General features: G+C 51.4%; 25 protein-coding genes and 1 pseudogene. 12 read left to right on the forward strand and 14 right to left on the reverse strand.

Annotated features, from left to right (window positions below):
* Positions 1-181: 181 nt before the first annotated feature.
* The 5 genes from HB631_RS17405 to HB631_RS17425 form a co-directional block, all read right to left on the reverse strand.
* Complete coding sequence (locus HB631_RS17405; protein WP_213992446.1) at positions 182-472, reverse strand: hypothetical protein; 291 nt, start codon at positions 470-472, stop codon at positions 182-184.
* A 147-nt stretch (positions 473-619) separates the two neighbouring features.
* Entirely contained in the window at positions 620-1,891 is a 1,272-nt protein-coding gene (locus tag HB631_RS17410) for a HipA domain-containing protein (RefSeq protein WP_213992447.1), read from the reverse strand.
* Positions 1,881-2,219: a helix-turn-helix transcriptional regulator gene (locus HB631_RS17415; protein WP_213992448.1), complete on the reverse strand. Its 339-nt coding sequence runs from the start codon at positions 2,217-2,219 to the stop codon at positions 1,881-1,883. Before HB631_RS17415 ends, HB631_RS17410 begins: the two co-directional genes overlap by 11 nt.
* A 165-nt stretch (positions 2,220-2,384) precedes the next feature.
* Positions 2,385-3,203, reverse strand: a complete 819-nt coding sequence (locus tag HB631_RS17420) for an NAD(P)-dependent oxidoreductase (RefSeq protein WP_213992449.1) — start codon at positions 3,201-3,203, stop codon at positions 2,385-2,387.
* Positions 3,200-3,652, reverse strand: a complete 453-nt coding sequence (locus HB631_RS17425) for a MarR family winged helix-turn-helix transcriptional regulator (RefSeq protein ID WP_213992450.1) — start codon at positions 3,650-3,652, stop codon at positions 3,200-3,202. The genes HB631_RS17420 and HB631_RS17425 overlap by 4 nt, the downstream gene beginning before the upstream one ends.
* A gap of 716 nt (positions 3,653-4,368) precedes the next feature.
* On the opposite strand from HB631_RS17425, the gene HB631_RS17430 reads away from it, so the two are divergent.
* The 3 genes from HB631_RS17430 (at position 4,369) to HB631_RS17440 (ending at position 6,571) form a co-directional block, all read left to right on the forward strand.
* Entirely contained in the window at positions 4,369-4,704 is a 336-nt protein-coding gene (locus HB631_RS17430; protein ID WP_213992451.1) for a DUF5375 family protein, read from the forward strand.
* A 279-nt stretch (positions 4,705-4,983) separates the two neighbouring features.
* The gene (locus tag HB631_RS17435; protein WP_255557092.1) at positions 4,984-5,556 is read left to right on the forward strand and encodes a DUF6088 family protein; all 573 of its coding nucleotides are present in this window, start codon (positions 4,984-4,986) and stop codon (positions 5,554-5,556) included.
* On the forward strand, positions 5,549-6,571 hold the full coding sequence (locus tag HB631_RS17440; RefSeq protein WP_213992453.1) for a nucleotidyl transferase AbiEii/AbiGii toxin family protein: 1,023 nt from the start codon (positions 5,549-5,551) through the stop codon (positions 6,569-6,571). Before HB631_RS17435 ends, HB631_RS17440 begins: the two co-directional genes overlap by 8 nt.
* A gap of 183 nt (positions 6,572-6,754) precedes the next feature.
* Here the strand turns inward: HB631_RS17440 and HB631_RS17445 are convergent.
* Both HB631_RS17445 and HB631_RS17450 read right to left on the reverse strand, forming a co-directional pair.
* Positions 6,755-7,147: pseudogene (locus tag HB631_RS17445) on the reverse strand (type II toxin-antitoxin system death-on-curing family toxin).
* The gene (locus HB631_RS17450) at positions 7,144-7,365 is read right to left on the reverse strand and encodes a type II toxin-antitoxin system Phd/YefM family antitoxin (protein ID WP_213992454.1); all 222 of its coding nucleotides are present in this window, start codon (positions 7,363-7,365) and stop codon (positions 7,144-7,146) included. The pseudogene HB631_RS17445 and the gene HB631_RS17450 overlap by 4 nt, the downstream one beginning before the upstream one ends.
* A gap of 716 nt (positions 7,366-8,081) precedes the next feature.
* On the opposite strand from HB631_RS17450, the gene HB631_RS17455 reads away from it, so the two are divergent.
* From HB631_RS17455 to HB631_RS17465, 3 genes are all read left to right on the forward strand, one after another.
* A complete protein-coding gene (locus tag HB631_RS17455; protein ID WP_213992455.1) occupies positions 8,082-8,552 on the forward strand; it encodes a GNAT family N-acetyltransferase in 471 nt (156 codons plus the stop codon).
* A gap of 918 nt (positions 8,553-9,470) precedes the next feature.
* Positions 9,471-9,659, forward strand: coding sequence for a hypothetical protein (locus tag HB631_RS17460; protein ID WP_213992552.1), 189 nt, complete (start codon positions 9,471-9,473; stop codon positions 9,657-9,659).
* 455 nt (positions 9,660-10,114) lie between these two features.
* Complete coding sequence (locus HB631_RS17465) at positions 10,115-10,570, forward strand: hypothetical protein (protein ID WP_213992456.1); 456 nt, start codon at positions 10,115-10,117, stop codon at positions 10,568-10,570.
* 122 nt (positions 10,571-10,692) lie between these two features.
* Here HB631_RS17465 and HB631_RS17470 read toward each other — a convergent pair whose 3' ends face one another.
* Positions 10,693-11,556 carry a YicC/YloC family endoribonuclease gene (locus HB631_RS17470; RefSeq protein ID WP_213992457.1) on the reverse strand — a complete coding sequence of 288 codons (864 nt, stop codon included), beginning with the start codon at positions 11,554-11,556 and terminating at the stop codon, positions 10,693-10,695.
* Between the two features lie 127 nt (positions 11,557-11,683).
* Here HB631_RS17470 and rph point away from each other — a divergent pair, with 127 nt between their 5' ends.
* The gene (gene rph, locus HB631_RS17475; protein ID WP_213992458.1) at positions 11,684-12,400 is read left to right on the forward strand and encodes a ribonuclease PH; all 717 of its coding nucleotides are present in this window, start codon (positions 11,684-11,686) and stop codon (positions 12,398-12,400) included.
* Positions 12,401-12,447: 47 nt separating this feature from the next.
* A complete protein-coding gene (pyrE, locus tag HB631_RS17480; protein ID WP_213992459.1) occupies positions 12,448-13,089 on the forward strand; it encodes an orotate phosphoribosyltransferase in 642 nt (213 codons plus the stop codon).
* 55 nt (positions 13,090-13,144) lie between these two features.
* Here pyrE and slmA read toward each other — a convergent pair whose 3' ends face one another.
* The 3 genes from slmA to coaBC all read right to left on the reverse strand — a co-directional run bounded on the left by slmA (position 13,145) and on the right by coaBC (position 15,549).
* On the reverse strand, positions 13,145-13,741 hold the full coding sequence (gene slmA / locus HB631_RS17485) for a nucleoid occlusion factor SlmA (RefSeq protein WP_213992460.1): 597 nt from the start codon (positions 13,739-13,741) through the stop codon (positions 13,145-13,147).
* A 157-nt stretch (positions 13,742-13,898) separates the two neighbouring features.
* A complete protein-coding gene (gene dut, locus HB631_RS17490) occupies positions 13,899-14,357 on the reverse strand; it encodes a dUTP diphosphatase (RefSeq protein WP_213992461.1) in 459 nt (152 codons plus the stop codon).
* Positions 14,335-15,549: a bifunctional phosphopantothenoylcysteine decarboxylase/phosphopantothenate--cysteine ligase CoaBC gene (gene coaBC / locus HB631_RS17495; protein ID WP_213992462.1), complete on the reverse strand. Its 1,215-nt coding sequence runs from the start codon at positions 15,547-15,549 to the stop codon at positions 14,335-14,337. The genes dut and coaBC overlap by 23 nt, the downstream gene beginning before the upstream one ends.
* A 183-nt stretch (positions 15,550-15,732) precedes the next feature.
* On the opposite strand from coaBC, the gene radC reads away from it, so the two are divergent.
* From radC to mutM, 4 genes are all read left to right on the forward strand, one after another.
* A complete protein-coding gene (radC, locus tag HB631_RS17500; protein ID WP_255557081.1) occupies positions 15,733-16,416 on the forward strand; it encodes a DNA repair protein RadC in 684 nt (227 codons plus the stop codon).
* A 238-nt stretch (positions 16,417-16,654) separates the two neighbouring features.
* Positions 16,655-16,891 (forward strand): 50S ribosomal protein L28, encoded by a 237-nt coding sequence (gene rpmB / locus HB631_RS17505; protein WP_132924257.1) that lies wholly within the window; start codon positions 16,655-16,657, stop codon positions 16,889-16,891.
* Positions 16,892-16,902: 11 nt separating this feature from the next.
* Positions 16,903-17,070 (forward strand): 50S ribosomal protein L33, encoded by a 168-nt coding sequence (gene rpmG, locus HB631_RS17510; RefSeq protein ID WP_026738454.1) that lies wholly within the window; start codon positions 16,903-16,905, stop codon positions 17,068-17,070.
* A gap of 74 nt (positions 17,071-17,144) precedes the next feature.
* Positions 17,145-17,954, forward strand: coding sequence for a bifunctional DNA-formamidopyrimidine glycosylase/DNA-(apurinic or apyrimidinic site) lyase (mutM, locus tag HB631_RS17515; RefSeq protein ID WP_213992463.1), 810 nt, complete (start codon positions 17,145-17,147; stop codon positions 17,952-17,954).
* Between the two features lies 1 nt (position 17,955).
* Here mutM and coaD read toward each other — a convergent pair whose 3' ends face one another.
* From coaD to waaA, 3 genes are read right to left on the reverse strand one after another with little or no spacing between them, the layout of a single operon-like run.
* Positions 17,956-18,438, reverse strand: a complete 483-nt coding sequence (gene coaD, locus HB631_RS17520) for a pantetheine-phosphate adenylyltransferase (RefSeq protein ID WP_213992464.1) — start codon at positions 18,436-18,438, stop codon at positions 17,956-17,958.
* Positions 18,435-19,211: a glycosyltransferase family 2 protein gene (locus HB631_RS17525; RefSeq protein WP_213992465.1), complete on the reverse strand. Its 777-nt coding sequence runs from the start codon at positions 19,209-19,211 to the stop codon at positions 18,435-18,437. The genes coaD and HB631_RS17525 overlap by 4 nt, the downstream gene beginning before the upstream one ends.
* Entirely contained in the window at positions 19,212-20,480 is a 1,269-nt protein-coding gene (gene waaA, locus HB631_RS17530; RefSeq protein WP_213992466.1) for a lipid IV(A) 3-deoxy-D-manno-octulosonic acid transferase, read from the reverse strand.
* Positions 20,481-20,592: the final 112 nt, after the last annotated feature.

Consider the following 20,592-nt stretch of genomic DNA (forward strand, 5'->3'; position numbering starts at 1 on the left):
TTGTGCCATGCACGGGCGCCGATGGGAACATTACTTGATGTTAGACGCATCTGGCTTAGAAATTTCAAGCCAGATGTCACTAGACATATACTTGTTTAAATACCTTACAACGTTAAGACCAGGCTTAAACAAATACAGATGCAGTAAGTTTTAACACGCTAAGACGGGAAGCTTTGAGACATTATTTTTTGAAGACTTCAGCATGAACGGTTTTATGATCCGACTCGTGACCTGACCTATCGACAATGAGATAGAAGCAATCACGTGCTTTTACGTTGCCCGATGCCCAACATTTTTTATTTGCTTCTTTTGCCAGTTTTTTATGGCCTATGGAAGGTGTGCCCGTCTGCGTAAGAGACAGATCGCCAATTTTGGTGTAATTAGCGGACTCTTCGCGGGTAATCTGCTTTGCCGCAAAAGAAGAGGCAGAGAACAGAACGGAAACGGCCAGTATGGAGATAATGTATTTCATTGCCTATCCTTATTTTGATAATAAATTGGCGAGGTTTAAAATTTAGTTCTTAACTCATTAAGGAATAGCTGAAATCCGTGGAAAGTCAATGCGGGCACGGAATTGCCGGATTTTTAAGTCGCAGGAGAAACAGTCAATTCAACAGACTTATGCCAGCTGTGATATGGGCTTCGGCGTACCTTCAAAAATAAAAGGGTTGAGAAACATTCGTTCCCAAAACAGTTTGCGATCTACTTGGCTTAATTCGGCTTCATCGCAAATACTTGCCCAGCGCACACGTACGGTTTCGATGTGATGCGTTATGATTTCACCGGCTTCGATTTTGCTAAGCAAAAACTTCGGGGCCGCATCCAGGCAAACGGCAAGATTGCTCAATCTGTTATCGCCGATGATCAGCATCGCTTGCGTTGCCTCGTTACCTGTCCGATTTTGTGGGCAGATATCGTAGGCCGGTGTGAGTTTCAGAACTTTGCCATCCCAGAATGCAGCGTGGTTCCGGGCATGATCGTCAGTGTTGCCACAGATAATATTGAAAACCAGGCGGCCGAACAACTCGCGCAGCGTTGCTTTGGGCTCATCGAAGCGTTGACGGATGATATCTGAAAGTTCTTCATAGCTTGCATATCGCGCCATCATCTCATCCAGGCCGAAAAGGGTCAGCGCCGAGACCATCATTCGGCGCTGCCAGCCATCGTCAGCCTTCGAGCGATCAAAACGCTCGATGAGGATAACATCCTTGCCTGCCACATGGCGAAAGTGCACAGGGGCTACTTGCAAGCCAACATCCGCAGCCAGCCGCATGGCGATGTATTCGGCTTTAACAACATTGTAGGTATCAGTCGAGGACGAGAACTTTGCGATGAATTTTCGGTCTTCAGCTTCAATCATGGCTTTCGGTCGCGCGCCTCCCAGAGAACTCCCATGAAAAAGAGCCTGATCAAGATCTGGCGTCAGCGGCACACCGTTCTCCACCATTTCTGCTGCACTCATCAGTTCTGCAAGAGAGGCGGCCCGGGCGGCGCGCGGTATATATACTGACGGCGATGCCTGAAAATCGAGACCGCCAATTCTGTCCGAACCGGATTCAATAAGATATGTCAGTTCATCCAGCATACCGCTGTCCATGTCCTTGGCGCCCACCAACCGATTAAGAATGACACGACGCCCCCATGCGTCAGGCGCCGCATCGCGTAGTGCACCCGCCAGGTTCAGCCCCGTCGCAGGCGGAATGGCGCCACGCATTAACGGCAGCTCAGGCTCATAGATCGGTATGGCATTGTTACGTTCAAGGTAGCTGCGGCCATAGTTGAAGATGAGCCGGTCGGTTTCTCGGCTCAGCAGGCCGGCAACCACGGGCTTCGTCTCCCCAGGTAACCAGATCCAGACATAGGTCTCGTCTACTGCTTTTCTAGAAGTCATCCTTCACCACCTTCTTCGGATGATGAACAGCACGGGGCAGAAGTGAGAGCGTTTTCTCCGCGTTTGCTTTATGCACAGCCATCATTGATTGATCTGACGAGAAAAGGGGAACGCCGGCGATGGCGGCAAGTTCAAAAACGGCGCCAATCGCGCATCCCATATCACCTTCTTCGGCGCGATAGACCAGTCCGCGCGAGACGCCTGCTCGCTCTGCCAATTCTTCTATCGTCAGTTCACGCTCGATCCGCGCATTGCGGATCATCAACCCGAGCAACCGAGCCGCATCGCGGCTATAGCGGGAGTATGTACGAGTGAAGGGTTTAGCCATGGTCATGATCCTGTTTCATTAATGAGGCGTGGACCTTAGTTGTGACCTATTTATAGAACATAATGGGGATGAGTTTGAATAAAAGCAAGCAACTTGTTCTATTAATGGGGCATACTAGATGGTTATGCATCATTAATGAAATAGCAAGACGTGAAACATAAGGCCTCAGAGCGCGCCTTCTCGGGCGGCTTGCCAGGTCGTCGCTACCTCGGGCCGGAATCCCAGGCTCTGCGCCAGGGATCCGTCCAGCACTCCCGACCAGGGATGGGTCAGTGGTGTGGCTGCCGGTTCCATCGGTGCGCCGATGATATTGCAGAGCTCGAAGATAGTCATGGGCGCCTCATCCACCGTGTTCAGGATCCGACCGTCAAAAGCGCCATTTAGCGACATCTTAACCAACGCGGCGATGTCGCGATGGTGAATCATGCTCAGCCGGTTGGCGGGATGAAGCTTCAGGAGCTGCGCGATATGCGGGATCTGCCGCAAATGACCGTCGCCGTCGCCATAGACGAAGCCAAACCGCAGGATAGACCACTCCAATCTACTCTCCCGCAGCAGCTTCTCGGCCGCCACTTTGCTGGCCGGGTAATCGCGTTTTGGCGCAACCTCATCATCTTCCAAGGCGGGTCGCAGGCTGTCCTCGTTGTAGACCAGGCCGGTGCTTGCCATGATTAACCGCGCCTTTGGCGCATCGGCATTGACCGCCGCAATCAGATTGCGCGTGCCTTCAAGATTGGCGGCCCAGATATTTTCGGGCTCGGGCGTGCGCAGGATGGCGGCAAGGTGGACTACGGCATCCACTCCCTTCACCGCCGCGGCCAGCGAAGCCGGATCGAGGATATCGCCCACTGCCGCCGTCACGCCCAAGGGGACGGTCTTACCGGCGCGGACCAGAACGCGGCAGTTGATTCCCGCTGCCACAAGCCGGGGCAGCAGGCGGGTGCCCACCAAGCCGGTACCGCCGGTGACGAGGATAGTCATCATGATTTGTTTCCTTTCTGCAGTAGGTTATTCAGCCGTCCGGTGCAGGTGCTCAGCACGCGCACGACGGTGGCGAGATCGTCCTCGGGGATACCCGCGAAGGCGGTTTTCAGAATGAGATCGATAGGGTTGGGCAGAGCCTGCCACAGAGCCCGTCCGGCGGGGGTCATCGACAGCAGTTTCTGGCGCTGGTCTGAAAAGTCAGTTGTCTGCTTCACAAGCGATTTGCGTACCAGTGCGGAGACGACCCCGCTCAGCGTGGCTTTTTCCACCTGCAAAAGCGCCAGAAGCTCGCGCTGCGCCATCGGTCCATCATGAACCAAATGCCATAAAACGTACCACTGCGTCGAGCCAAGGTCGTAGGGCCGCAAAGTCACCTCGATCACCGAACGGGCCGCAAGATGGTATTTCTTGGCCCAGGCTCCGGCAGAGTTGTGTTTGGTGCTGTCCATCCGATGTCTCCATAGTTCGCTACCAAACGATTATAGTTCGGTAGCGAACTATGTCAATTACCCTCTTTGATGTTCTTTAAGGATGGCTCTGGACAATGGGTAAGGAAGCCACGTGTGAGTGATCTTTATATCTTTCATTGCGTAAAGCCTCGTCTATTCATGTAATTAACGCGTTCATGATTCATGAACAAAGAGAAGGTGTGAACAGATGAGAGAAGAGCACTTGCTGTCTGAGGCCGTGGAGAACCTGTCGACGGGATTTCAGTTCCGGTATGAATGCAGGGAAAGATCGTGGCCCTAACATTAATTAAAATATAATTTATCATATTCATGAAGTGTTGATTCAACCAGTAATTTGTTTATGCAATAAATATCTGTTAAACAAAGCTATTTCTCTGCTGAACTTGCTTCATTTTGTATTCGAAATTTAATATTATTCCTTTGCTGTCGATAAATCGGCAGTCGGGATTTGCAGCCCGATGAGCTCCATGGCGAACGCGCCAGCGTATTTTTATTATCTCAAAAGCTTGATCAACCTGTTTTTGTCGTATTAATCCGTTAATATGTATGGCAGCAAACAATGGTAGCTCAAGCGGGGCAACTTTCGGGTTGACTGGGATTCATGGAGCCAGGACTGCAAACCCTGTTTGAGCTACCACCCAAGAGATTTGCAGCTCAGGTGGTAGTAACGATGGTTACTCCATGGAGATTGTTTTATGAATACCGCCATTCTCACCACCGAACTTCGTATTGCCCTCTATCGTCGTGTTGCCGCACTGGCTTATCAAAATTTTTGCTTTTCCAAAGGGGTAAGCAAACCATTGGCATTGGATACACTTGAAATTAAAATCGCTTGGCAAGTTGAAGCTGATCATATAATTGAATATGGCTTGGAACACGGCCCGGAATACGCCTGTGAGTTTTTACGTGATATGGTTGTCCCTGATTTTCTTACCGAACCACCACAATTGACGGAGTGGGGCATCGAAGCCATGGAATTAATCGTGAATAGCAGGATTGATGATATTCCTGAAAGGAAGGTACTGCATTAAGCCAGGGCCTTGCTGGCCGAGCAACAAGCTGATTGGATATTTCTAAGTCCATGTTTCTCTGACTGGGAAAACGTAAAAGAGCTCAACGGTACATTTTGTATCGAGCTCTTTTCAGTTAATTTAGCTTTCAAATAATTCATTTTTAATTAGCGCCTTAACCCGTTTCCAGCTAGTAACATTGCTGATACGGCTACCTTACTTGTTTTCAATATGTCAGAAAATAATGTATACTTCTGACATATGGAGGCAACGCTTATGACCACATTACCCGAATCTATCATGCTGCAGGCAAAAGGCCTCCTGGAAGGCGGGGTACTGTCGCCTAAGGAATTCCTACACCTAGGTAGCCGGGCGGCGGTTGACCAAGCATTCTCCAGGCTGGTCAAAGCAGGTAAGCTTTTACGTGTAGCGCGAGGCACCTATGCGGTTCCTATTTCCGGCCGGTTTGGGTCTCGCGCGCCTTCTCCGGAGAAAATCATCAAGGCGATGGCAGAGCAAAGTGGTGAGATAGTCGTTGCCCATGGTGCCAGTGCCGCCAACGCGCTGGGGTTGACGCAGCAGGTGCCGATCCGGGAGGTTTATCTCACTTCCGGGCGAACCCGTAAGTTGATGTTAGGCCGTTCGGAAATACTCGTGAAGCATGCCCCGCGCTGGATGTTAGCCTTGGGCTCAGGGCCGGCGGGTGCGGCGGTACGTGCTCTGGCTTGGTTGGGACCGACCCATGTCGGCGAGTCTCTGATATCGCTGCATAGTACCCTTCCAAGCATAGAGTGGCGTGCCCTGGCAGCTTCACGGGCGGCGCTACCGTCCTGGATGGCCCAGGCAATTGGTAAGGAAGCCTCGCGTGGCTGATTATTTTTTTGACCTTTCTGAAGATGACAGGCGTGAAGCAATGGAATATGTTCGCTCGCGAACAGGTCGTCCAGTCCATTTGCTCGAAAAAGATGTGTGGGTAGTATGGGCTTTAAACGCATTGTTTGAGTCACCCTTATCCTCTGATTTAACCTTCAAAGGCGGCACATCATTGTCGAAAGTCTACAAAGTTATTGATCGTTTCTCTGAAGATCTCGACCTCACATATAATATTCACAAGCTGCTCGCGGATATGGTCGATGATGGCGGTAATTTACCCGCCAGCCGTAACCAGGCCAGCAAATGGACAAAAGCTGTGCGGCATCGTCTACCTGTGTGGATTAAGGAGAGTGTGCAGCCAGTTATCGAAGCATCGTTGGTACGAGACGGGCTGGATGCGAAGGTCGAAATTAGTGGAAAGGATAACGATAAGTTACTTCTACATTATCCCGCTATTGCCAAAGGTACCGGCTATATTACCCCCGTTATCACGCTGGAGTTTGGTGGGCGTGCCACTGGCGAACCTCACCACGTAATGCCAGTAGTCTGTGACATGGAAGGGCATTTATCGGGAGTGTCATTTCCAGCGGCTTCACCATTGGTCATGAGCATAGCGCGCACATTCTGGGAAAAAGCCACTGCGGCACATGTCTATTGTGCACAAGGCCGCATTCACGGAGAGCGATATGCGCGGCATTGGCACGATCTTGCCGCAATCGCGCGCAGCCAACATTTTACCGATGCCGTTACCGATCGCAATGTCGCGAAATCTGTCGCTCAGCACAAATCTTTTTTCTTCATAGAGAAGGATGCTGGTGGTGCAGTTATCGATTACGCCGGTGCGACGCAGGGGTATCTCAACATTGTCCCTGATGGCAAAGCTCGCGATGCCCTTGCGGAAGATTACGCAGCGATGTTGGATGATGATGTGATGGTTGGCGACGCAATGCCTTTCGACCAACTGATGAAAATGTGCAGTGACGTTGAAGCCAGGGTCAATGAAGCAGCTAAATAGGCATCATTCTTAAAAAAACTATCCGGTTGGCGTTGTTATTTAACGGGGTGCGAGTGGGCTATAAAGAATTTGACGAAATGTATCTGAATGTTGAGTAAAGGGATATGCGCTTTGATTTTTTAGAAACTTATTAATCAGACTTTTCACTAAGTACACGCTTAATTACACAGAAAGCTGAAGTGCTCAACGAGATGAAGCACTAATATCCGCTAATGCGCGTAAATGCTGTGCTAACTGAGAAACGGTTTGCTCGCCGGTAGCAGCCTCTACCGTCAAATTTTCCAGCATAACGTCGTTATCGCGGATCGTTATGCCATTGCGATAAAGAAACGTCATCGTAACGAAAAAGGCTGTTCACTTGTTGCCGTCATTGAAAATATGACCGCGAGCGATTGCCACCCAGTATGTGGCGGCCAGCTCAAAAATGTCCGTTATCCCTTCATAGTGGCAGCGGTTCTGTACCCGGTAGATAATGGCGTCCGCCCGACCAGGGTCAGGCATCCCAATAATGCCCGGCAAGTTTTGCAATATTCGATCGTGGAAAGCGACAACGTCCTGTGCGCTCACCCAATTCATCGGTTAGTCAGCGCCTCTAGGGTACGGCCATGGCGTTGCATGATGTGATCAAACTCCGCATCCAGTTTGGCATTCTGGTAAGCTTCGAATTCCGCTTTGCTGATCACCACGGCGGCACTGCCGTCCCGACGAGTGATTTCAACCGGCTCGCCATGGGTTGCAGCATCCAGCACATCTGAAATATTGGCCCTGGCTTGGGTTGAGGTATACGTAAGCATGCTGTTTCTCCTGAGATGTACATATCAAATGTACACATCGTATGTCCTCTTTTCAATCATCGGCATGAAAATCATCGCTGAGTTATCCACTATGCCGAGATTATCATGCTGCCATTTCGTTTAAAGGAAGCCAGACTGAAAGCGAAGTTGTCGCAGTAACGGATTGGCTTTTGCCGGTGTGATTACAGAGTGGCTTTATCGTTACATATCAACACTGAACTGCTTAACGCGATGACTCTGTATTGCCCAGCAATATTCGTAAATACTGTGCTAGCTGAGAAATGATTTTATCGCCGGAAGCGGCTTCTAACGACAAATTTTCCTGCTTATCGTATTTATCTGAGCGATATGCCGTTACGATTGAAAAACGCCCTCGTAACCAAGAAGGCTGTCCGTTTGTTGCTGTTATTAAATATATGACCACGGGCAAAGGCCAACCAGACGTGGCGGCTTATATTCATTGGGAACAGACAAAAATGGTATCCTGCTGAGCCCGTATTGAGTCCGGGTGAGGCCCATGAAAGCCAGTATGTTTGCGGCTATTGAACGACATTGATATTCAGCGTAAAAGTGACTTTATGCAGTGGCCTGCAAGATTATTCTAGCTGACAAAACTTATTTAAACAAAGTATCGTGTAATCAGATCAAAAAAAACAATAAAAGTTGTTATTCCTCACAAATCAGGCAAAAAATGCAAAACGAGAGGGACTGATAAGATGTTTTACATCGCCGAAAGAAAGGATGTTGCCACCATCGCAGAAATTGTTCGGAAGACAATAACCACTACATATCCGAAATATTATCCAGGTGGCGTTGTTGAATTTTTTTTGAAGTATCATTCTACAGACAATATCAGAGGTGCCGTTGATGCTGGAGGGGTATATATTCTTAGCACTCAAGGAAAGGCAGTCGCCACAGGAAGCATTAAAGCTAATGAAATATGCAGGCTGTTTGTATTGCCATTATTTCAGGGCAAAGGACTGGGCAGTTTCATGATGGACAAGCTTGAGACATTGGTGTTCGGTTACAGTGAAGAAATCAGACTGGATGCATCTTTACCTGCCTGTGGCATGTATCTCAAGAGGGGCTATAAGCCCGTTTCTTTTGAGTCGGTCCTGACCACATATGACCATCGGCTATGTTATTTTATTATGAAAAAGCAAAAAGATAATTGCCCTAGCGTCTAATGAAACCTGAAGCTGGCTTTATTGAGGGACGTAGCCCAGATCAGACATCCCTATAACATCCGGCAAGCATTTATGTACACAAACGGGAAGCTAAAATGCTTCACTAAATGAATCAGATTTGTCTACGTATGTCCATAAATACTGTGCCAAACGGTAAAAAATTCTTTTCGCTGGTAACTGGAATCACCGTAAAACTTTCCAGTATATGGCCGCTACCACCGATTGGCACACTATTATTATAGAAAACAGCCACAATAACGAATAAAGCCGTAAGCGCGTTGCCCTCGTTGGAAATATTGATCAGAACGACAACCACTTAGCATGGCACGACCAGGAAAATATACCCTCATGCAACTATTCCTAATGCGTATGGATTTAATGGTAAGCGTCGCGTTGCTTGGATAAAATAGCTGCATATACTGGTCGGGCAGCTTATAAATAGAGTGTTTTCCGATAACGTTATGCTTCGATGTTGATTGTATAATCGCTTTCAGCATTCCGGTAAAAGAGTTTTGACACTATAGGGAACCATTAAGGAATCATTGAGACCCAACATGCCATTATACTCCTTCACTATTATTCCTTTGCTGTGAACCTAGGACAGAGAGTGGGCAACGAAATGCCGGTCGGATCTTTCAGGTCCGATCACCCACGATTGGGGAATGGGATACCGAAGCGCGCCGACGGTAGAGTTGGTGTGATCGCTGAACTATGTGACCGGGGTGGAGAAGGTGATGCAGGATATTGCTACTCATGCGTCGCATAACACCTACCAGCTGCAGGGGCTAGTGTTAGTTAAGAATGGATCCCGCCCGGGCTTTTTTCGACCAAAGGTTATTGCTAACGGGCCGGCCTTAGCTTAATCTTAACTTTAAGGTAAAAGCTGTGGCGTTGTTGCTTGTAAAGGGGGATTGATTCATGAAAAGTTTGCAGCGTGGATTATTTACGAGGCCTTCATCGAAGCAGTCAATTGGCTACATGCGCGTTGTCGGCCAAGGTGGTGCATACATTCCTTCTGAAGAGATAGCACAATTACCAGAAGTTAAAGATATGCAACGTATGGCTGCTGAAATAGTCAAAAAGGATTTAGCAACTTTAAGGAAGTGATAATTGCTAGCATTGCTACTTATTCCCATTTTAGTGAATGGCTATATTATTATAATGGGTGATCCATACCATTATTTTAGATTACATAGATATGATGGACAACTTCTTTATCTTAAGGTTGCTGCAAATGGCACCTATTGTCTGACTTCTCGGTCCTTGTCGCATTTTTTGTAAAATGTACATTTCCCAATATTCATATGGTTTATTTATTGACGGATAATTTCAAAATCACTAAAAATTTTAATTCAGATAGGATCTATGCTTGGTTGATCATTTTATCATTATCAAGTATTTTATCTGCAATTCTATGGGTGAGCTTCGTATGGTTTGTTAATGTTACATGTGGTATATTTTATAAAAGGAATATTTATGGTAAGTTAAGTTAAGTTAAGTTAAGTTAAGCAGCAAATGCTAGAGTATTGCGACAAACCATAATTTCAGGCTCTTTGGATTCAATGTTACTTGATGCAATGGAATCTAGCCCAAAGAAGCCAGTATTAATAAATTTATCATCACGAAAGGTTTATGTGGGTATCATAAACGGACTTGAGGAACCAACCGAAAATGAAGGTCCTAATAATTATATTTCATTTTTTCCTTTAATGTCTGGATTTAGAGATAAAGATACCCTTCTTATTAATTTCACAAATTTTTATCCTGGTGAAATAACTGTAAAATCGTTGCCTACTGTTAAAACACGAAAAAAAGAAACCGTTCAGGATTTGAATATCATTGTAGGTGTAAATGAAATATCTCATCTTTCTTGGTTCGATTTTAAAATGTATAATGCAATCAATGACTCAGCTGCTAAGGCTGACAAAAAAGAAACTATAAGATTCGCATATCTAAAAAGTTTTACTAAAACAAACTACCGTACCGATAAGAAAAGCACGTCTAACCGCTCTTCATAGCGATAGCGCCGATCGCTTGGGGATGGATTTTGGTGGATTGAGGTGAAACGTAGTAGAAGCGGATGGCGACAAAAAAGCCCTGAAAACAGGGCATTGTGTTAATCAGTGGATATGTGCGGTAATCACTCGATATTCTGTATCTGCTCCCGCATCTGCTCAATCAGTACCTTTAACTCAATGGCCGACGTTGTCACGCTGGCATTGATGGACTTCGATCCCAGCGTGTTCGATTCCCGATTAAATTCCTGCATCATAAAATCCAGGCGGCGGCCGACGGCTTCTTTTTTAGTGAGGATGTTGTAGGTTTCTTTGACGTGGGCTTCCAGGCGATCCAGCTCCTCGGAGACATCGATGCGCTGGGCGAGAAGCACCAGTTCCTGCTCGAGGCGATTGTTCTCCAGCTGAACCTTGGCGTCTTCCATTTTGGCCAGCAGGCGTTCCCGCTGCCACACCAGGATATCGGGCATTTGCTGACGCACCTTGGCGACTTCGGCGCTGACATTCGCCAAGCGCTGCTCAATCATCAGCTTCATTGCGGCGCCTTCGGTTTCACGCACCAGGATAAAATCATCCAGGGTCTGATCCAGGGCCGCCAGCAGTTCGGCGCTTATGGCGTCTAAATCCTGTTCTTCCGCCGCCATAACGCCGGGCCAACGCAAAATTTCCATCGGGTCTATTTCACCCTCGTCGCTTTGCATCTTGACCCACTGGGCGGCTTCCACCAGCTGCTTCGCCAGGGCTTCGTTCAGGATTAACGCGCTTTGCATGTGAGGATTAGCCTCAAAACGCAAATTGCATTCAATTTTACCGCGGGTTAGGCGATTGCGGGTGCGTTCACGAATGGCCGGTTCCAGCCCGCGAAATTGTTCCGGTAACCGGATATAGGTTTCCAGATAGCGTTGATTGACAGAGCGTAACTCCCAGGTGGCATTGCCCCAGCTGCCCTTGATCTCACGTCGGGCGAAAGCGGTCATACTGCGGATCATAAACATACCCGTCCATTAAAAAAGATGGGGGGATTATAGCGTCGCATGGGCGAGCATGATAGGCATAAGGCGCCGAAGACCGTATAATGCGCAGCCAATACATGATTTACCAGCCCGGAGAGACCCAATGCGTCCAGCAGGCAGAGAAATACAGCAAGTGCGCCCCGTCACCATTACCCGCCATTTCACCAAACATGCCGAAGGTTCGGTGCTGATTGAATTCGGCGATACCCGGGTGCTTTGCACTGCCACGGTGGAAGAAGGCGTGCCGCGTTTTCTTAAAGGGCAGGGACAAGGCTGGGTCACCGCCGAATACGGCATGTTGCCCCGGGCAACCCACACCCGCAACGCTCGGGAAGCCTCTCGCGGCAAGCAGGGTGGCCGGACCATGGAAATCCAGCGTCTGATAGCCCGCTCCCTGCGCGCCGCGGTGGATTTAACCAAACTCGGCGAATATACCATTACCCTTGACTGCGATGTACTGCAGGCCGACGGTGGTACCCGTACCGCGTCCATTACCGGCGCCTGCGTGGCGCTGGTGGATGCCCTTAACGGCATGGTGAGAGAAGGACAGCTGAAGGCCAGCCCCTTCAAGGGTTTTGTGGCGGCCATATCGGTGGGTATTGTGGCGGGCCGTGCGGTGTGCGATTTGGAATACGTGGAAGATTCCACGGCGGAAACCGACATGAATGTGGTGATGCTGGAAGACGGCCGGATGATAGAAGTACAGGGTACCGCCGAAGGAGAGCCGTTCAGTCAGCAGGAGCTGCTTGGCTTGCTTGAACTGGCTCGCGGGGGTATCGAAACCCTGATTCAGGCACAGAAAGCGGCGCTGTCGGTATAACGAAGTGGGGCGGCGCGAAGCCGTCCTATGGGCAGGAAGGAGTGCATATGAAAGACTACCAGCGTGAGTTTATAGAGTTCGCGTTAAATAAACAGGTGCTTAAATTTGGCGAATTTACGCTGAAGTCAGGGCGCAAAAGTCCCTATTTTTTCAACGCCGGTCTTTTTAACACCGGCCGCGATCTGGCGCTGCTGGGCCGTTTTTACGCCGCCGCGCTGGTGGATTCCGGGATTGATTTCGATCTGGTGTTCGGGCCGGCTTATAAGGGCATTCCCATCGCCACCACCACGGTGGTGGCCCTGGCGGAGCACTATGAGCGCGATGTGCCCTACTGTTTTAATCGCAAGGAAGCCAAGGATCACGGTGAGGGGGGCAGCCTGGTGGGCAGCCCTTTGCAGGGTAATATCATGCTGGTTGATGATGTGATTACCGCCGGCACCGCCATCCGCGAATCCATGGAAATCATCGCCGCTAATAAGGCCACCCTTGCCGGGGTATTGATTTCTCTCGATCGGCGGGAAAAGGGCCGTGGGGACATTTCGGCCATTCAGGAAGTGGAGCGGGATTATCACTGCCGGGTGCTGGCTATCATTACCCTGGACGATCTTATCGATTATCTGGAAGAAAAAAACGAGATGGCCGATCATTTGGCGGCGGTGCGCGCCTATCAGCATCAGTACGGCGTGTAAGGTGTGCGTTAATAGCATCAATGCGGTGTAAAGATGTTGCCGCTCCGGGCGGCATTTACTTTAACTGAGCCAGCAGCAGCGGCCAGCGCGCTTCAAAGTCCTGCGTCGGCAGGTACTTGAACTCGGTGCGGACAAAACGCGCCAGCAATCCCTCACAATAGGCCAGCAGTTGACTGGCCAGCAGGGCTTCATCACTTTCAAACCCTTGGCCTTCACGCAGCTTGCGCTCCCGCAACACCTGGCGCAGCTGCACCTCTATGCGTTCATAAAGCTGATTGATGCGGCCCTGCAGCCTGTCCTGTTCGAACATCAGGGCATGGCCGGTCATGATGCGCGTCAGGCCGGGGTTGCGTTCGGCAAAACCCAGGATCAGCTGCAGAATCATGCGAAGACGATTGAAGGTTTCCTTTTCATCCTGCAGGATAAGGTTGATACGGCTGCTCAAACTGTCTTCGATAAATTCTATCAGGCTGTCGAACATACGGGTTTTACTGGGGAAGTGGCGGTAAAGCGCCGCTTCCGACACCCCCACCGCCGCCGCCAGTTTAGCGGTGGTAATCCGTTGACTGCCGTCGCTGGATTCAAGCATCTGCGCCAATGCCTGAAGAATCTCCTCGCGGCGATTACGCTTCTTGTTTTTTTGTTCTGTCATACCTAACGGGTCCCTGGGTAATAAATATCAAATTGAATCAACATCAGGCATCGGCCGTAACATCACCCTGTGAGACGGCGTTAAAATGAAAAACGTGGATTATCGATGCCGGGGAAGGCTTGCCTGTTAACGCCTCCGTTAACGCTTCCATCAAGGACTAGTGGCGTCCGGAATGACCGAAACCGCCTTCACCGCGCTCGCTTGCGGTAAAATCATCCACCAGGTTAAATTCCACCTGCACTACGGGTACGAAGACCATCTGCGCGAGGCGCTCGCCCGGTTCAATGGTAAAGACCTGCTGGCCACGGTTCCACACCGAGACCATCAGCGGCCCCTGGTAATCGGAATCGATGAGTCCCACCAGGTTACCCAATACTATGCCGTGCTTGTGTCCCAGCCCGGAACGGGGCAGCACCACCGCCGCCAGCGACGGATCGGCGATATGAATGGCCAGGCCGGTGGGAACCAGTGTGGTTTCACCCGGCGCCAAGACCACGGCGCTATCGAGACAGGCGCGTAAATCCAGGCCGGCGGAGCCCTCGGTGGCGTAGGCCGGCAATGGAAATTGTTCGCCGATGCGGCGATCAAGGATTTTAACGTCGATTTTTTTCTTCATAACGGCTGACAATCTCGTCGATTAATTGTTGACCAAGCACGGTCTTATCGCTTAGCGGTAAAAGGGTGTCACCGTCCTGCCAAAATAAATGCAAGGAATTGGTTTCACTGTTAAATCCCTCGCCGGGGCGGGATACGTCGTTGGCGCAAATCAAATCGAGATTTTTCTTGATGCGCTTTTGCCGGGCGTATTCTTCCATATTCTGTGTTTCGGCGGCAAATCCGACCACATACGGGCGATTTTTGGTCATGGCCCCCACCTCAGCCACAATATCAGGGTTTTTTATCATTTTTATGGTGATTTCGTCACCCTGGGTTTTAATTTTTTCATTGGCGGTTTGTATGGCGCGATAATCCGCCACCGCGGCGCAGCCGATAAAAATCTGCTGTTGCCCGATATCATTCATCACCGCGTCCTGCATCTCCAGCGCGCTGGTGACGTTGACGCGCCAAACGTTGGCCGGGGTAGGTAAATCCACCGGACCGGTCACCAGCGTGACATGGGCGCCCCGGTCCGCCGCCGCCTTGGCAATGGCGAACCCCATCTTGCCGGAGCTGTGATTGCTGATGTAACGCACCGGATCAAGGGACTCACGGGTGGGGCCGGCGGTCACCATGATGTTGAGATGTTCCAGGCTGCGGTCGACGGTAAAATGACGGCGCGCCCGGTCCACCAGCTCGAGGGGATCCAGCATCCGGCCCGGGCCAACGTCGCCGCAGGCCTGGCTGCCGTTATCCGGACCCCATAACAGTACGCCGCGGGCCGCCAGTGTCTGCAGGTTGGCCTGGGTGGCGGTTGCCCGGTACATTTGCTGGTTCATGGCCGGCGCCACGGCGATGCGGGCGGAGGTGGCGAGGCAAATCGTGGTGACCAGGTCATTGGCCATCCCCGCCGCAATGCGGGCCAGCACATCGGCGGTGGCCGGGGCCAGCAGGACCAAATCGGCCCATTTACCCAGTTCTATGTGTCCCATCGCGGCTTCGGCGGCGGGATCCAGCAAATCGTCGGCTACCGGATGACCCGAAACCGCCTGCAGCGTCAGCGGGGTGATAAACGCCTTCGCCGCAGGCGTCATGACCACCCGCACCTCGGCGCCTCTGTCACGTAAACGACGCACCAGTTCAGGGCTCTTGTAGGCGGCGATGCCGCCGCTTATGCCAAGTACAATATGCTTGCCGGCAAGTTCCGTCATCTCGAATGTCCACTTGAAAGCTTGAGTAGGAAACATTTTATCATAACCCTTCGGTTAACCGTCATTTGTCTCTTTGAGGCAATCCATCGCGATTTGCAATGACTGCCGTAATTTTTCTACCTGCCCGTCGAGCAAGTTTCCATCGGATGTCATGATAGGCGGCCAAAAGGAGGGGGCAAGGTTATGGCGAAACGAAACAAAAAGGCGTGGCCCTATGGAATGGCGCCCAGGGAAAAGTTAACCTTGTTCGGGCCGTCGGCGCTGTCCGACACGGAGTTATTGGCGTTGTTTCTGCGAACCGGCCTGCCGGGGTCGCATGTCATTTATCTCGCCGAAGAATTAATGGCCCGGTTCGGCTCGTTGGATAAACTGATGTCCGCTGACCGCAAAACCCTGTGCGCCACGAAAGGGCTGGGCATATCCAAATTTACCCAGCTGCAGGCCATCCGGGAGATGGCCCAGCGGTATTACGGTTCGCACCTGATGCGCGAAGACGCTCTGACCAGCCCGGATATCGCGCAGAATTACCTGCAGATTTTACTGGCGCATCGAGAGCGGGAGGTTTTCGTGGTGTTGTTTTTAGATAACCAGCACCATCTCATAAAACACATGGAGTTATTCCACGGCACGGTGAACAGCGTGGAGGTCCATCCCCGTGAAATCCTGCGCGAGGCGCTTAAAGTCAATGCGGCGGCGATTATTTTGGCGCACAATCATCCTTCCGGTAGGGCCGAACCCAGCCGCGCCGATCGCGAAGTCACCGAACAGGTAGTGAAAGCCGGCCTTTTTCTGGATATCCGTGTACTGGATCATTTGGTCATCGGGGCCGGGGAGTGCGTCTCTTTTGCCGAAAGAGGGTGGTTGTGAGCCTTATTCTTGCGATCCGCCGGGATCTTTGCTTGCGCGGGACTTGAGCACTTGCGCTTCAAAGCGTATACTACGCCACCTTTGAGAATCTTGGGTGTAGCGTTGAGAGCCTATCTCAGCAGGTTCAAACCTGTTGAAAGTCTCTCCTCAGTGAATGTGCTGAGATGGGCTCTAAAGCCTGACGAGGCGGCTGACACCTTTTTTTGAGCTCGAGCTGATTGATTTTTGGAGAATAGACATGTCCCGAGTCTGCCAAGTTACTGGCAAGCGCCCGGTGAGCGGCAACAACCGCTCCCACGCAATGAATGCGACCAAACGCCGTTTTCTGCCTAACCTGCACTCTCACCGTTTTTGGGTTGAGAGCGAAAAACGCTTTGTTACGCTGCGTGTATCTGCTAAAGGTATGCGTGTAATCGACAAGAAGGGCATCGAAACGGTTTTGACCGATTTGCGTGCCCGCGGTGAAAAGTATTAAGGAAATGAATCATGGCTAAAGGTGTTCGCGAGAAGATCAAGCTGGTTTCTTCTGCTGGTACTGGTCACTACTATACCACCACGAAGAACAAGCGCACCAAACCGGAAAAATTGGAATTGAAAAAATTCGATCCGGTGGTACGCCAGCATGTGATTTACAAAGAAGCTAAAATCAAATAATTTTAGCGAGTTGCATAAAAACCCGCCTTGGCGGGTTTTTTTTGCCTGATGTTAACTGAGAAAGGGTGGCGGACATGCCAGAGTTACCCGAGGTTGAAACCAGCCGCCGGGGCATTGAGCCTTGGGTTGCCGGCCAGAGGATAGTCCGGGCGGAGGTGCGAAATGCGCGTCTGCGCTGGCCGGTATCCGGCGAAATCATCGCACTGCGCGACGCCCTGGTGGTCAGCGTGCAGCGGCGGGCAAAATACCTGCTGTTGGAGCTGGATCCGGGCTGGATCATCATCCATCTGGGCATGTCGGGCAGCCTGCGTGTCCTGCCGCAGCCGCAGCCGCCGGAAAAGCACGATCATGTGGACTTAATCATGAGCAACGGCTGCATTATCCGCTATACCGACCCTCGCCGCTTCGGGGCGTGGTTATGGAGCGACGATCTTAAAACCAGCCGGGTGCTTTCCCAACTGGGGCCGGAACCCTTGAGCGACGAGTTTAACGGTCAATGGCTGTTCGACAAGTCGCGAAATAAGCGCACGCAGATTAAACCCTGGCTGATGGATAACAAGCTGGTGGTGGGAGTAGGGAATATCTATGCCAGCGAGTCGCTGTTTGTGGCGGGCATCCTGCCGGTCCGGCCGGCCGGTTCGATAACCGTTGCCGAGGCGGAACTGCTGGTGCGAACCATCAAGGCGGTATTACTGCGCTCCATCGAGCAGGGCGGCACTACCCTGCGTGATTTTCTGCAGTCGGACGGTAAACCGGGCTATTTTGCACAGGAATTGCAGGTTTATGGCCGTGATGGCGAGAGCTGCAGGGTGTGCGGTACACCTATTCAAACCGTCAGGCTCGGGCAGCGGAGCAGCTTTTTTTGCCCCCATTGCCAGCATTAAATCAGGGATGAAGCCGTAGTTTCACTTCTTTCGCGATGGCCGGGGGCAAGAAATGATCCACATCCCCGCCGTGCAAAGCCACTTCTTTTACCAGGGATGATGAAATATATGACCATTCCTGGTCCGGCATCAGGAAAACACTTTCCAATTCCGGCATCAAATGCTGGTTCATCTTCGCCAGCTGCATTTCATATTCAAAATCCGAAATCGCCCTTAACCCGCGCACCAGGATATTGGCGTGCTGCTGCCGGGCGAAATTGGCCATCAAATCGCTGAAACCCACCACTTCAACGTTGGTTAAATGACGGGTAACGTCTTTTGCCAGCGCCACCCGTTCTTCCAGGGTGAACAGCGGCTTTTTGCTGGGGCTGAAGGCGATGGCCAAGATGACCTGGTCGAACATTTTTGCGGCTCGGGTCACTAAATCCAGATGCCCGTTGGTGAAGGGATCGAAGGTTCCGGGATAAATGGCCTTAGTTGTCATAATGCATCCCTCTTGGCACGGCTCAACGCCCATAGGGCGGTATATTTGTTAAAAGTATACTGTGCGTTCACCACCGACAGCAACCAACCTTGTTTACCGTCGAGGAAGCCGGCCCGCAGCAGCCAGGTCTTGATAAAGGCCCCGAGGGTGTGTCCGATGATGGAAATAAAGCCGCAGGTTTTATGCTGGCGGTGACGTTCCAGCGCCCAGGCTTCCGCGTACTGCAATTGCTTGCGCTGGAATGCTATCAGGTCTCGGCAGGTCAGGTGCTGCAGGTGACCCCGCAGGGTGATGACGTTGGCCTGCCGGCTGTCGAGGGATTCATGTACCGGACTGTCGTTATAACGGTAGGCTTCACGGGCATAGAGCCGCGCTACTTTGTCTGGATACCAGCCGCTGTGGCGCATAAATCGGCCTAGGAACAGGTTAGAGCGGGCACAGCTGTAAACCGTATCCGGCGCCGGATGGCGCAATACCTCTTCGATGGACCGGCGCAGCTCGGGAGTGACCCGTTCATCGGCGTCGAGCATCAAAATATAATCCCCGGCAGCGTGCTCCTGCGCCCGCTGGCGCTGTTTGCCGAAGCCCGGCCAATCCGGTGCCGAAAATACCCTCGCACCGTGCTGCTCGGCTATTTGGCGGGTTTGATCGGTGCTTGCGCTGTCCAGCACCACGATTTCATCTGCCCACGCCACCGATGCAAGGCAATCGGGCAGCAGCTCGGCTTCGTTATGCGTGATGAGGACCACGGAAAGACGTTTTACCGTCGGCATCTACTGGCTCCGCTGTGGCAAATAAGGCTCCAGCAATTGTAGCAGCCGTTGCAGTGCGCCCTGGTTCTGATGCAATACCTCCACCGCGTGACGGCCGTAATATAACCGGTAATCCTCATCGGTGAGCAGGGTTGTGATTTCTTTCACAAGCGTCGGGACATCAGTCACGGTAATCAGGCCGCCCGCTTCGGCCAGCTTGCTGCATATATCCCTGAAATTAAAGATGTGCGGCCCCATCAACACCGGGATGGCGTGGGCCGCGGCCTCCAGGGGATTGTGACCGCCCCGTTCCACCAGACTGCCGCCGACAAAGGCGATATCGGCAATGCCGTAAAGCAGCATCAGCTCGCCCATGGTATCGCCGATCACCACTTGCGTACCTGGCGAGGGCACATCACCGGAGCTGCGGGTGGTAAGGCTGAAACCGGCTCGTTGGGTCATCTCTTTAGCCACCGGAAACCGCTCCGGATGGCGTGGAACCAAGATCAGCAATAGATTGGGAAAGTCGGCCAACAGTTGGCGATGCGCCTGTAAGAGCAGGCTCTCTTCCCCTTCATGGGTACTGGTGGCGATCCATACCGGGCGATGAGGCGCCCATTGGCGGCGCAGTGTCAAGGCCCTGGCCGCCAGCTCGGGAGTGACCGAAATATCGAATTTCAGGCTGCCGGTCATCGCCAGTTGATTACGTTTTAACCCCAATGACAAAAAGCGCTCGCCGTCTTCCGCGTTTTGCGCGGCGATGAGCGTGATTTTTCCCATGATGCCGGCGGTAAAACCGCCGAACTTTTTATAACCGGCGGCGGAGCGGGCGGATAATCGTGCATTTGCCACCACCAGGGGAATTTTTCGCCGATAAAGCGCTTTGATGAGATTAGGCCACAGCTCGGTTTCCATGACGATCACCAGCTTGGGATTGACCTGGTTAAGGAAACGATTCATCGCCCCCGGCAGGTCATAAGGCAGGTAAACGTGATGCACATCTTTGCCGAACGCGGACTGAACGCGCTCGGAGCCGGTGGGGGTCATGGTGGTGACGGTGATGGGTAAAAAGGGATAACGGTGGCGCAGGGCCCGCACCAGGGGAATTGCGGCCAATGTTTCACCTACCGAAACCGAATGCAGCATAATGCCGCCCGGTTTGACTTTACCTTGGCAAAACCCGTAGCGCTCCGCCCAACGCCGGCGATAGGCCGGCGCTTTTCGACTGCGCCATAATAACCGGATCCATATAAAGGGCTGAATAAAATAGATGATTACGTTATAGATCATTATAGTTAGCTATTGTAAGGGGCACGGCGACCGATGTGCTGAGTTAGTTTTTAACCAAATAATTAGAATCGTATGGTAAGCGCATTCATGCTAACAGATAAGTGGCTATCCC

Source organism: Sodalis sp. dw_96 (genome assembly GCF_018449575.1).
Taxonomy (GTDB): Bacteria; Pseudomonadota; Gammaproteobacteria; order Enterobacterales; family Enterobacteriaceae; genus Acerihabitans.